This is a genomic window from Halomicrobium urmianum (assembly GCF_020217425.1).
Classification (GTDB): domain Archaea; phylum Halobacteriota; class Halobacteria; order Halobacteriales; family Haloarculaceae; genus Halomicrobium; species Halomicrobium urmianum.
Genome location: NZ_CP084090.1, coordinates 1,181,093 through 1,193,283 on the forward strand (window position 1 = coordinate 1,181,093; position 12,191 = coordinate 1,193,283).

The 12,191-nt window shown below is 65.4% G+C and carries 9 protein-coding genes; 2 read left to right on the forward strand and 7 right to left on the reverse strand.

Going from position 1 to position 12,191, the window contains the following annotated elements:
- Positions 1-102: 102 nt before the first annotated feature.
- The 4 genes from LCY71_RS05615 to LCY71_RS05630 form a co-directional block, all read right to left on the reverse strand.
- The gene (locus tag LCY71_RS05615; protein ID WP_225335380.1) at positions 103-954 is read right to left on the reverse strand and encodes a sugar phosphate isomerase/epimerase family protein; all 852 of its coding nucleotides are present in this window, start codon (positions 952-954) and stop codon (positions 103-105) included.
- Between the two features lie 75 nt (positions 955-1,029).
- On the reverse strand, positions 1,030-1,968 hold the full coding sequence (locus LCY71_RS05620) for a UbiA family prenyltransferase (RefSeq protein ID WP_373325154.1): 939 nt from the start codon (positions 1,966-1,968) through the stop codon (positions 1,030-1,032).
- Positions 1,969-1,991: 23 nt separating this feature from the next.
- On the reverse strand, positions 1,992-2,867 hold the full coding sequence (locus tag LCY71_RS05625; RefSeq protein ID WP_373325144.1) for a sugar phosphate isomerase/epimerase family protein: 876 nt from the start codon (positions 2,865-2,867) through the stop codon (positions 1,992-1,994).
- A gap of 2 nt (positions 2,868-2,869) precedes the next feature.
- Complete coding sequence (locus tag LCY71_RS05630) at positions 2,870-3,649, reverse strand: TatD family hydrolase (RefSeq protein ID WP_373325155.1); 780 nt, start codon at positions 3,647-3,649, stop codon at positions 2,870-2,872.
- Between the two features lie 484 nt (positions 3,650-4,133).
- Here LCY71_RS05630 and LCY71_RS05635 point away from each other — a divergent pair, with 484 nt between their 5' ends.
- Positions 4,134-5,321: an inositol-3-phosphate synthase gene (locus LCY71_RS05635; protein ID WP_225335384.1), complete on the forward strand. Its 1,188-nt coding sequence runs from the start codon at positions 4,134-4,136 to the stop codon at positions 5,319-5,321.
- Positions 5,322-6,603: 1,282 nt separating this feature from the next.
- On the opposite strand, the gene LCY71_RS05640 is transcribed toward LCY71_RS05635, so the two are convergent.
- Positions 6,604-7,737: a PKD domain-containing protein gene (locus tag LCY71_RS05640; RefSeq protein ID WP_225335385.1), complete on the reverse strand. Its 1,134-nt coding sequence runs from the start codon at positions 7,735-7,737 to the stop codon at positions 6,604-6,606.
- A 182-nt stretch (positions 7,738-7,919) separates the two neighbouring features.
- Positions 7,920-8,951 (reverse strand): glycosyltransferase family 2 protein, encoded by a 1,032-nt coding sequence (locus tag LCY71_RS05645; protein WP_225335386.1) that lies wholly within the window; start codon positions 8,949-8,951, stop codon positions 7,920-7,922.
- Between the two features lie 339 nt (positions 8,952-9,290).
- On the opposite strand from LCY71_RS05645, the gene LCY71_RS05650 reads away from it, so the two are divergent.
- Positions 9,291-10,808, forward strand: a complete 1,518-nt coding sequence (locus tag LCY71_RS05650; protein ID WP_225335387.1) for a lipopolysaccharide biosynthesis protein — start codon at positions 9,291-9,293, stop codon at positions 10,806-10,808.
- A 46-nt stretch (positions 10,809-10,854) separates the two neighbouring features.
- Here LCY71_RS05650 and LCY71_RS05655 read toward each other — a convergent pair whose 3' ends face one another.
- On the reverse strand, positions 10,855-11,826 hold the full coding sequence (locus LCY71_RS05655; protein WP_225335388.1) for a glycosyltransferase family 2 protein: 972 nt from the start codon (positions 11,824-11,826) through the stop codon (positions 10,855-10,857).
- Positions 11,827-12,191: the final 365 nt, after the last annotated feature.

Below are 12,191 nucleotides of genomic sequence, written 5' to 3' on the forward strand. Positions count from 1 at the left end.
GCGGGATCGCCGCAGTCCGATCGGGGTTTGGTTTCTGGATACCTACGAACGGCATGCGTCCCACGGAGGAGTCCGCGCCGTCAGGGCAGAGAAGACGTCGACCTAGTCGACGTACCGTTCGAGGGCGTCGATCGCCGCTTTCGCCGCCGCGTCTGGCTCGTCGGGATACGTGTACAGTTCGAGCGTTGCGAAGCCGTCGTAGCCGATGTCGTCGAGGGCGGCGAACATCGCGTCGAAGTCCAGGTCCCCCTCGCCGGGAATCTTGTGATAGTGTTTCCCGCGTCGACCGCCGTCGATGTCTTCGAGGTGAACGCCGGTGATATTGCCGGCGCACTGACGGATGCTCTCGGCGGGGTCCTCGCCGTACACTGCCGCGTGTCCGACGTCGAGGTTGACGCCGAGCGCGTCGCTCCCGACGTCGTCGACGAGCTCCATCACTTCGTCAGTGCACTCCACGAGCAGTTCCGGTTCGTACTCGATACCCACTGAGACGCCCTCCGTTTCCGCGTAGTCCGTGATCTCTGCGAGCGATTCGAGGAGATACTCTCTCGCCTGCTCGGGCGGGTTGCCCGGCAGCGGGCGACCGGTCGCGACGCAGACTGCCGGGGCGTCGACCGCCGAAGCGAGGTCGATTGCCTGCTTCGTGTAATCCACCCGCCAAGCACGCTCCTCTTCGTCCGACGTGATGATGGTCGGATCGAAGAACGCGGACGGCGGCGCGTCGTCATAGTACCCGACCGTCGTGTTCGCGTTGATGTTCGAGACGGCGAGCCCGGTCTCGGCGAGCGCCGTTACGAGCGCGTCACGGTTCTCTGCGTCGAACTCGGGGAGGTAGGCGTGCGGCTCGTCGGCCAGGAGTTCCACTCCGTCATAGCCGTGGTCGGCGATTCGTCTGACAGCGTCAGGCAGGTCGAATCGGGTGTACGCGTTGGTAGAGAACGCCAGGCGAACCATGTCAATTAGCTACGATCCCCCCTATAAAATAGTACTGGAAACCCCAATCGAGACGGTTATCGGTCTAGGGCCGGGTTAGCTGACGTCGAATACTTCTGCGAGGCCGAGCGCCGGGAGAAAGAACGCCGCGACGCAGAGGGCCCAGACCAGAGAGGTGGTTCCGGCAAACGCGGCGTTCAACGGGACCAGACCCAGTACGCACGCGCCGACCGCCGGACCGATCGTGTCCGGAGAGGGATCGGCGAACGCCGCGGACAGCGGCCGACCGATCCACACCACAAACGCGACGAGGAACGCTACTGACGCGAGGGAGTCCAGCGGGAGCGGAGGCGTCGCTACTAGGGCACCGACGACGCCGGCCGCTGCGAGCACCCCACCGGCAGCGGCGACGCCCACGCCGCCGCGGCCGCCGACTTCCGTTTCGCCGTCGGCCATGTACGTGACGGCGGCTATGTACAGCGCCACGACTACCGGTATCGAGACGACGTCCGCCGGCAGCTCCGTCGGACGCAGCGCCACCGTCGTTCCCAGGATGACGTTCGTTCCGCGAGTGCCGCCCATCGCTAGATGCCCTAGAACCGACCCCTTGAGAACCGCGTCGTAGCCGACGACGAGCAGGGCTAGCACTATCGAAACGACGCCGGCACGCACGCCGCTGGCGAGGAACGCGATAGAGACCCCACTGAGCAGCAGCGAGGTCCCTAGCAGGAGTGCCCGGAAACGTGAGATAGCTCCGGACGGGATCGGTCGTTCGGGCCGCTCGTCTGCGTCCACCGGGGCGTCGAAGTAGTCGTTCAGCGTCGTCCCGGCCGCGTACAGCAACATCGACGCGACGGAGAGCCCGACGAGTGACGACACGTGAACGGAACGTCCCAGACCCGTGACGATGGCCGCACCGAGGATGACGTCGGGCGGGGCCGTGAAGAGGTTCGGAAGCCGAACGAGTCGGGCGACGACAGTGAGGCGTCTGACGAGCCACCGACCGAACTGTTCGTCGCCGCCGTATTCCGTCATTTCAAGGCCGCGGCGAGTGTCGTTCAGACCCACCCATGCTCTTTCAGGAACTCCATGGCGGCCCATGCCGTCTCCGGTGCAGTCTCCTCGTAGGGGTACAGTTCGACGGTCACGAATCCGTCGTATCCACTGTCCTGCAACGCCTGGAGGAACCCGTCGATATCCATGCTTCCCTCCCCCAGTTGGGTGTGCTCGTGGGTCCGATCTGCGGGGATGTCCTCGATGTGGTAGTGGCGAGTGTAGTCGGCCAGCTTGTCGATGATCTGAGCGGGATCCTCGCCGACTGAATAGAAGTGACCCGCGTCGAAGTTACAGCCGACCCGAGGCGAGTCGACGCGGTCGATAAACTCCAGGAAGTCGTCCGACGTCTCGATCAGCAGCTCCGGTTCCGGTTCGACGAGGATGTCGACGCCGACGTCCTCCGCCGTCTCGGCCGCTGTCCGGACACCACTGACGAACGCGTCCATCGCTTCGTCTTCCGGTACTCGCTTGGGTATCGGACCTCCGGGGGGAATCGAGATGTGGCTCGCCCCGAGTGCAGCCGCTGTCCGGAGCGCGTTTTCCGTGTGTTCGATTCGGGCCTGGCGATCGTCGGGCGAATACTCGACAAATGACGGATGGTGGAAGTCTTCGGTGTCACGACTGTACTCGGACGAGCGAATCTCGTCCGAGAGGTCGATCGCGCTGAGCATGAATGCGTTGCAGTTGCTGACGGACAGACCGTAGTTCGTCAGCCGCCGTCGAACGTCCGCGATATCGTTCTCGTCTACGGCACCGGGAAAGAGGTGCGGTTCATCGAGCAGTAGCTCGACGCCATCGTATCCGATGTCTGCGAGTACCGCCAGGGCCTCGTCCAGTTCGTGCTGCCGAAACGCGTTCATTGAGAAGCCGAATTCCATGGTTAAATCTCGTAGGTGAAGTTCGGTGACTGGTCAAAGAAGTCGTACGGGTTCTCGAGAACGACCTTGCGGACGTCCTCTCGATCCCACCCCCGATCGAGCATCTTGTCCCGGGCTTTCGGGACCGCGAGCGGGTCCGACGGGTCCCAGTCTGCGGCACTATTGAAGAGCATCTTGTCGGTTCCGTGCTCCTCGAGCAGGTCTATCGCGGTATCGGCGTCTATCTTCCCCGGATACAGCGTGAATCCGATCCAGCAGTCGGTCTGCGTGCTGATGTCGATGGTGTTCTCCGTGTTGTGATCGATGACGATGCGCTCCTGAGTCACGTCTTCGTCCTCGATTATGTCAACGATCCGTTTCGTCCCCTCGGGCTTGTCCGTGTGCGGCGTGTGGATGATTACGGGCAGTTCACGCTCCTCGGCCATGCGAAGCTGCCGCCTGAAGGCGTACTCTTCCGCTTCCGTGCCCTGGTCGAACCCGATTTCGCCGACACCGACGACGTTGTCACGATCGAGGTAGTCGGGGATGCGGTCCAGGACGCGCTCGGCCATCTCTTCGTAGTTCGCCTCCTTCGGCTCGAGCCCGATCGTCACGTAGTGGTCGACCCCGGCGGCGCGCTCGGCCCGACGCGTCTCGAAGTCGATGATCTGCTCGAAGTAATCGAAGAACGATCCCGCATTCTGCTTGTCTGTCCCGCTCCAGAAGGCCGGTTCTATGCAACACTCGACGCCAGCTAACCGTGCACGTTCGTAGTCGTTCGTCGAACGCGACACCATGTGCATGTGCGGGTCGATTATCGGTATCGACATACGAACGACATGAGAACCGTAGTATAACTATCTTTTTCTAGCGTCGTTGTCTCGCCATTTACTAGAGGTTGGCATTCTCCCGTGCTTTCACGGCACCCTGCAGTAATTTCATGCCCGTCGGATCAGTACCCCCTCTAGCATGCCCGAGTACTGCCCCCACTGTGGTCAGCCAGTCAGCTCAGTCCGGAGGGAGTCCGACGACGGCCCTGCGACTGAAGTATGGCAGTGTGCGGACTGTGACGAGAAGTGGCGCCATCCCGAAGAGACCGTGCTCAATCGAGAGCTAGACTTTAGCAAAGAGAAGGATCAGATATCGCGACGCGATTCAGATACGGATCTCAGCTGGTAGCAAACGCGGGAGAATCCGGAGATGGAGGCGTTGTCGGCCAGAATACGACCGGTTTGAATCGTTCAGGCGGGCGTAACCCTTTTCAAACACTGTGTCAAGTCCCCTACTATGTCAACCGGTGTCTGGTTAGTGGGTGCGAGAGGCAACGTGGCCAGTACGGCGATCACGGGCGCACGAGCGATAGCCAGGGGGGCCGTCGACGGGACTGGAATGGTCACCGAGGTCGAACCGATCGCGTCGCTCGACCTCCCCGAGGTCGACCAGCTCGTCTTCGGTGGACACGACATCCAGACCCAGAGCATCGAGGAAACGGTGGAGCAGGCACACCGGGACGGGGGCGTTCCCGACCGAGAGACCCTCGACGCGGTACGCGAGGACCTCCGTGAGATCGACGACCGAGTGAACATCGGAACAGCCAGGCAATGCGGAGAGACGATCGAGAACCTGTCGGACGGTACTGAGACGGGCGAGGAATCGCTCTCCGGAATCGTGTCGCGGATCCGAGACGACTACGCGAGCTTCGTCCGGGACCACGGGCTCGACCGGCTCGTCGTAGTTAACGTCTCCTCGACCGAACCGCCGATGGACGAGCCCGAGCGATACGCGTCGCTCGCGGATTTCGAGGCGGCGATCGAGGACGACGACCCGGACCTTCCCGCGAGCACGCTGTACGCCTATTCGGCGCTCGTTGACGGCCACCCGTACGTGAACTTCACGCCGAGTACCGGATCGGCGCTCGGCGGGCTCCGCGAACTGGCCGAACAGAACGACGTCCCGCATATGGGTCGAGACGGGAAAACCGGCGAGACGCTCGTCAAGTCGGCTCTCGCCCCGATGTTTGCGGGACGCAATCTCCGGGTCCTCTCCTGGGAAGGCCACAACATCCTCGGAAACACCGACGGTCTCGTCCTCGAGGACGACGACAACAAGGCCGGAAAGGTCGCCAGTAAGGGCAACCTGTTAGAGGAGATCCTCGGATACGATACGCACAACGCTGTGCGCATCGACTACACCCCGTCGCTCGGTGACTGGAAGACCGCCTGGGATCACATCCACTTTCAGGGGTTCCTCGAGACGGAGATGAAGATGCAGTTCACGTGGGAGGGGTCGGACTCGGCGCTAGCGGCACCGCTGGTTCTGGATCTGGCTCGTCTCGTCGCACACGCCGACGAACACGGTGACGGCGGCTGTCAGCCACAGCTCGCATCGTTCTTCAAGTCACCACAGGAAGTAGACGAGCACGACCTGTCCCGCCAGCTGGAGCTACTGTACGACTACGCCGAACAACATCGATAGCGGGCCGTGACTGGCCCCGAGAGCACAGACTCGAGGGCAGCCGGACTATCGTGCTCGATATCGTCGGCTTCTGGACTCGGTCCTCCAACAGCAGCGACGCGCCGAACCTACCAGCGTAGCTGGAGGGGCGGCCGACAGCGGAGCTCTGACCACCCCTTCCTGCCGTCACTCGCCCGGCTCAGACGCACTGGGAACCAGTCAGGCGCTCGAGATCCGTGGTGACGTCGCTAGCGGCGAACGCGACCGCGACGGACGCGGAGCCCATCTTATAATATATACTTATTACTAATAGATGTGGTATTTAGATTCAACCCCACTGGTCAACCGTTCGAGACCAGAGACGGGAACTGGACCGCGTCTGGAAACGGAATCGACGGTCGGACTGTCGAGGCCCCTGAGCCAGTCTTGTGAGGACCGAAGACGGCTGTCCGTTGCGTGGCGCGGTGGTTCTGGTGGCCGTGCACCGTGCAGGAGCGGCGGTCAGCGGTTCACCACGAACCGTGTCTGAATCGTTCTATCGCAGAAACTGGACGCAATGACACACTCGAGGGGCACCCCGGATACCCTCGATGTGTAAACAGTTCCAACTTCTACTATAGTGAGGCCGATATCGGCCTCTGTGCGTCTTCGCGGATAGATATTCGGAATCACGCACCCACACCTCGCGGTTCTCCACAGCGTCGTATAGCGGCGTAAACCGAGTGTCGTCGTTCTGCTCACCGAGCCCGGCAAGCAGTGGCCTCTACTAGCGCGTTACAGAACCATACTGTAGTTGGTATATCCTCAAATAGAACAGAATAGTTATGCTTAGGTCGAGCTGCAGCTGTCACCGCTGAAGCCCACTCCACTGCCCCATAGTTGTGGGAATCGACCAGTCGGGCGGCCACGGATACGATGCCGTCCCCTCACGGGGTACTTTCCGCGCTGGACGACGTCCGCGCGTTGGACGCGATCGACATCTCGGCTCTCAGCAGGTAGCACTCCTCGAGAACAATTGAAACGGAGGTGTGTCCAGCCTGACTTTGAGTGGCAGGTATCGACAGCTGAATCAAGAATCGAGTTCACGCGATTCACGCCCGCCGTGAACGGCGTGATTCTCTCGCTGTGTCAAGATAGTCACGGAGTGTCGGCTTCAACCCCGGGGTCAAGCCCCGGGGCATTCGCCTCGACAGCCTGTAAAATCGCGATTTCGATAATTCGGGGCTCATCCCCGGTCGAACTCAGAGAACCGCTGGACCGCTCTGTTTCGTCGACGTCGCCGGGGAGTACCCGACGCCTCAGGTCACCCGTCGACCGCGGTGTCGTTCTGCCACATGTGAATCAGCTCCTGCAGCTGCGTCGAGCTAATCGTCTCGCCGTCGGTCCCGGGCACCGCGGTATCGTTCTGCCACCAGTTGATCGCGAGCTGGAGCTCCCGTGATTCGATCCGCGAGTCGTCGCCGTCGCCGTAACTCGCCACGGCTTTCTCGACGGTCATCGTCTCCGTCGCCGCCTCGACGGACACAGTCGCCGACGCGGTATCGGTCTGTCCGTCGCCGTCCACGACGGTCACGGACGGTTCGACCGTTCCCGACGAGCCGTACGCGTGCTCGTAGGTCGCCGACCCGGTCGTGGCGTCGACGCTGCCGTCGCCGTCGACGTCCCACTGGTACTCAGTGATGCCCACGTCGTCGGACGAGCCGCTCGCGTCGAGCGTCACCGACTCGCCGACCTGAACGGTCCCCGACGCGGAGAGCGACGCGGTCGGCGCACACGACTTCGTGATCGTCACGGAGTCGTTCATCGACAGCGACACGCTATCGGAGGGACTGGTCCGGAGGAGCCACTCGTCGGTCCGGTCGTAGTACCACGGCCACGTGGGGTAGTGCTCGGCGTCCTCGTTGAACCCGGGCTCGATGACGATCTCGTCGTAGTTCCCGTCCAGCCCGCGGTACGCGCCGCCGTCGGTGCGGTTGGGTGCCCACTTCCAGTCGATGTGGGCCTCCGATCCCTCGAAGACCCAGTCGTCGTCGGTGTCGTTACCGTAGTAGTCGTCCCGGACGGCCCACTCGCCGTCGGACGGGAGGCCGTACACGTCGAAGGTCGTCGTGCCGCCGCCGTCGCCGTCGTTCAGCTTGTCGTGGATGATCACGAGGCTCAGACCCTCGCTACCGTCGTAGACGAGCAGCTGGCTCGTCTGGGACTGCTGGATGCCCGTGGTGCCGTAGGAGGCGAACTTCGTGCCCGTTCCGGAGCGGTAGTCGTAGAAGTCCTCGACGGTGTCCGATCCGTCGCCGTAGGCGTCCACCGAGTAGCACTCGCCGTTCTGCGTCACGGCCACGGTGTCGGAGTCCGCACTCGCGGGCGCGGGGACGACGGCGACGGACGCGATCAACAGCGCGGCGAGGAGCAGCGACCGGTACCGGTCAGCGACCATCAGTCACCTCCCGGACGCGGACGGCTGGTGTGTCGATACGACCAACTGTGAACAGCTGACGCATATCCGGCGGTATCCGTGGTCGGACTATTGTTTCACAGCGTATAACGCAGGTGCAAGCGGCGGGTAGTTGGCTCCTATACGCGGCGATCCGACGCGATCGGGATCGTCGGACGACGGCGCTACTCGCCCTCGGTCGTCGCACGCGACCGCGACGACGCGACCGTGCCTCTGGACACGTCGACCTGCTCCCCGGGCGCCGCGGCCTGCTCCCCGGCCGGGTCGATCCGGTCCTCGGACGGGTCGACGCGCTCGGCGAGCCGGCCCGCCGTCGTGGCCAGCACCAGCAGCTGATCGAGGAGGTAGAAGACGGCCAGCGTCGGGAGGGACAGGTCGGCGTCGACGTCGGCCTGGACCTCGTCCGCGGAGTCCCGGAGCTGCCCCGGCGAGATCGTCGGCAGGAGCGCGCGCCAGTCGACGACGGGCCGCGCCTCGAACCGCTCGGGGTACAGCCGCTGGCGCTGCTCGATGCCGCGGCCGATCCGGACGTACTTCCCGATCAACTCGCGCGCGTTCCGCGCTGGGTGGTACACGGTGACCGACGGCTCGTAGGCCGTCTCGAACCCGGCGGCGTGGACCCGGCGTCCGAACTCCACGTCGCCGGAAGAGACGAACCGCTCGTCGAACGGGCCTACCTCTTCCACGACGCGGCGCCGGACGGCCAGACAGCACGTGGGCACGAACCGGTCCCGCCGCAGATCGCGCTCGACGGTGAACTCCGCGACGTGGTTGTAGGCGACGACCGGGCCCGCGTCGAGCGACTCGTCGATGCGCACGTCGAAGCCCACGTAGTCGGCCTCTTCGAGGGCGTCCAGCGCCGACGCGAGCCACGTCCGCTCGACGCCCGCGTCGGCGTCGGCGAAGGCGAACACCTCGCCACGCGCCCGCTCGATGCCGGCGTTCCGGGCGGCGTAGGAGCCCTGTACCTCGTCCTCGACGACGAGGTCGACGAGGTCCGGATGCCGCCGACAGTAGTCCTCGATCACCGACCGCGTCCCGTCCGTCGACCCGTTGTCCACCGCCAGCACCTCGTACTCCGAGTCCGGGACCGTCTGGTCGGTCACGGCGGAGAGCGTCCGATCGATCCCCGCCGGATCGTTGTACACCGGCACTATCACCGACGCCGCGGGCGCATCGTCGTCCGTCTCCCTCATGCTTCTCCGGATGATCCGACGCCCCGGATATAGTCATACGCCGTCTACCGACCGGTCGACGGCGGTAGAACGCCTCACGCGGCCGCAACGTCTCCCACGACGGAGACCGACCGACGCCGGGCGGGACTGGGGGAGGCGAAGCCCCCGCGAAGGTCGGAAGACGCCTCGGGTCTTCCGGGACTGAAAGGGCCTGAGCTCGCTGGCCGTTCACACCCGCAGGAGAGCGTGCTCACGTTCGGCCCGTTCCCACCTGTAGACACCCCACTACCAGCGAAGACAGAACGACAACCAGCTGGTAGCGATCACATAACTTTCTCCCGGAGACCACACGGCACAGACGTGGGACGGACGTCGCGCCTCGCCGGGGCGGTAGAGACAGTACTGAGGATACTCAGGCCGGGCGATTCGACCCTGGAACGGACCGTCACGAGCGGCGTCTGGCTGTCGCTGCTGACGGTCACGGACAGGGTCGTCCGCCTCGGACTGTACCTCGTCCTCGCGCGGCTGCTCGCCCCGGAGGAGTTCGGCCTCCTCGGGCTGGGGATGGTCGCGCTGACCGTCCTCAGGCGGCTCTCGCGGCTGGGGCTGGACGAAGCGCTGATCCAGCGCGAGGACGACGACGTCGACGCGTACCTTGACACGACGTGGACGCTGACGGTCGGGCGCGGCCTCGCGCTCGCGGCCGTCGCGTACCTGGTGGCGCCGTTCGTCGCCGAGTTCTTCGCCGAACCCCGCCTGACCGGGATCGTCCGCGTGCTCGGGTTCGTCCCGCTGCTGGACGGCCTCCGGAACCCCGGCGTGGTGTACTTCCGGAAGCGCCTCGCCTTCCACCGGCAGTTCGTCCACGTCGTCAGCGGCACGGTCGCCTACGCCGGTACCGCACTCGTCGCGGCAGTGGTCCTCGAGGACGTCTGGGCCCTCGTCGTCGGCGCGGTCGCCGGCCCGGTCGCGCGGACCCTCGTCTCCCACCGGATCCACGACTACCGGCCGGGATTCGGGTTCGACCCGGACGCGGCGCGCGAGCTACTGGGGTTCGGTAAGTGGATCTTCGGGTCGGGCGTGGTCCTGCTGGCGCTCAACCAGGGCGACGACGCGATCGTCGGGTGGTTGCTGGGCTCGTCGGCGGTCGGGCTCTACGGGATGGCCTTCCGCCTGTCCAACGCGCCCGCCACGGAGGTCAGCCACGTCGTCTCCGAGGTGACGTTCCCGGCGTTCTCGGAGGTCCAGGACGACGCGGCCGAGCTGCGGGCGGGCTTCTTCCGGACACTCAGGGTCGTCGCTGCGCTCGCGCTCCCGATGGCGGTCGGAATCGCGGCTGTGGCGCCGGTGTTCGTCCGCGCCGTCCTCGGCCCGGAGTGGACGCCCGCGATCGCCGCCATGCGCGTCCTCGCGGTGTGGGGCGCCTTCCGGGCGCTCGTCGCCGCGGTGGGGCCGCTATTCAAGGCCATCGGCCACCCGGAGTACAGCACCCTGCTTCAGGTCTCCCGGCTCGCCGTCGTCGCGCTCCTGATCTACCCCGCGACGGAGGCCTGGGGGATCACGGGCACCGCGGCCGTCCTCGTCGCCAGCGCGGTCCTGCAGAACCCCGTCGCCTTCGCCGTCGCGCTGCGGGCCGTCGACGCCCGTCCGCGGCGCTTGCTCCGGGCGCTGGCGGCCCCCTGTCTCGCCGCCGCCTTCATGGGCAGCGCCGTCCTGCTCGCGGACGCGGCGCTGTCGCCGCTTCCCGGGCTGGTACGGCTCTGTTGTCTCGTCGGCATCGGCGTCGCGACGTACGCGGCAACGATTGCCGCCACGACGCAGGTGTGGGACACCGGGCTGGCGGACGACGTCGCCGTCCTGCGGCGGTCGCTGGCGTAGTCGTCACCACCGCGGTGATCCACGCGCCGTCCGCAGCAGAAACGGTCTACTGCGGTTCCGGCCCGCGCAGTGTCCGCGCGATGGCTCGCCGCGAGACCTGCGCGGGGATCCAGGTGTACTTGCCGCCGAGCAGCGCGAGCAGGTAGCCGTAGGTGCCCAGGCTCGACGGCCGGAGGCGGATCGCCCGCAGCAGGTAGCCCAGCGCCGCCCGGTGGTAGTCGTTGTCAGCGGCGGAGACGGCGAGTCCGCGACACAGCGTCGCCAGGAAGCGCCGCTCGTAGGACCGGCCCAGTTCGGCCACCGCCGGCCGGTGCTTCTCGACCAGCAGCGGGTAGGCGACGTCCCGCTTCTGCCGGAACCCGTCGGAGATCTGCCTCCGCCGAGTGAACTGCCTGACCGTCAGCGGTTCGGGGACCGCCGTCCAGTCGACGTGTGGCGCGATCGAGAGGTACCAGTCGCGGTCCTGCCAGCAGGGGAACCGCTCGTCGAGGGACCCGAACTCGTCGAACACCGAGCGTCGGACCAGCACGGTCGAGAACGTGCCGAAACTGGCGCCGCGGGCGAGGGTCGCGAGGAAGTCTCCGTCGGTCACGGGCCTCGTGATCCCGGTCACCGCCCCGTCGCCGTCGACGCGCTCCTGGCCGGTGAAGGCGATGGCACAGTCCTCGGAGGCCTCTTCCAGCGCGGCGACCTGTCGCTTGATCTTCTCCGGCTTCCAGTAGTCGTCGTCGTCGAGGAAGGCGACGTACTCGCCGCTGGCCGCCTCGACGCCGGTGTTCCGCGCCGCGTTCGCCCCCCGGTTCCCGTCGTGCTGGAACACCCGATGATCGACGAGGCCGTCGAGCGGGACCTCCGCCAGCGCGGCGGTCGGATCCGCATCGGAGCCGTCGTCGACGACGATCAGCTCGATCGCGTCGTAGGTCTGGTCGACGACGCTGCGGACGGCGTCGGCCAGCAGCGCCGGCCGGTCGTAGGTGGGCACGACGGCGGTGACTAGCGGGCGGTCACTGGTTCCCATCACCACCGTCTCCGCTTTCGATCCACTTTGTTAATCTACTTGTACGATCCGACCGGAATCAGTTCGACCGCGGCTACCGCCCGCGGAGGCGGGCCAGCGAGCCCGAGCGTCAGTGACGAACGCCTCTGACACGGACTGTACGTGCGTACAGCGGGCCCCAGCAGTCGACGTCTCACACGATGAGAACGATAGTGGTCGAGGGACCCAGCCCCGGATGTCATCCGACTGGGGACGGGTGGTTTCTCTTCGATGCACGGCCGGGCTGACGGACCCGACGGTTCACGGATTGGGTATCCTGGTACAAATAAATTATAGTGAAGTATATGGATTCTTACACCACAGCCGGTCGAGCGTCGGTCGGGACG

What these genes read in the sequence shown, in the direction of transcription:
- LCY71_RS05615 (WP_225335380.1), bottom strand. Translation starts at nt 954, where the DNA reads ATGGTTCGCCTGGCGTTCTCTACCAACGCGTACACCCGATTCGACCTG.
- LCY71_RS05620 (WP_373325154.1), bottom strand. Translation starts at nt 1,968, where the DNA reads ATGACGGAATACGGCGGCGACGAACAGTTCGGTCGGTGGCTCGTCAGA.
- LCY71_RS05625 (WP_373325144.1), bottom strand. Translation starts at nt 2,867, where the DNA reads ATGGAATTCGGCTTCTCAATGAACGCGTTTCGGCAGCACGAACTGGAC.
- LCY71_RS05630 (WP_373325155.1), bottom strand. Translation starts at nt 3,649, where the DNA reads ATGCACATGGTGTCGCGTTCGACGAACGACTACGAACGTGCACGGTTA.
- LCY71_RS05635 (WP_225335384.1), top strand. Translation starts at nt 4,134, where the DNA reads ATGTCAACCGGTGTCTGGTTAGTGGGTGCGAGAGGCAACGTGGCCAGT.
- LCY71_RS05640 (WP_225335385.1), bottom strand. Translation starts at nt 7,737, where the DNA reads ATGGTCGCTGACCGGTACCGGTCGCTGCTCCTCGCCGCGCTGTTGATC.
- LCY71_RS05645 (WP_225335386.1), bottom strand. Translation starts at nt 8,951, where the DNA reads ATGAGGGAGACGGACGACGATGCGCCCGCGGCGTCGGTGATAGTGCCG.
- LCY71_RS05655 (WP_225335388.1), bottom strand. Translation starts at nt 11,826, where the DNA reads ATGGGAACCAGTGACCGCCCGCTAGTCACCGCCGTCGTGCCCACCTAC.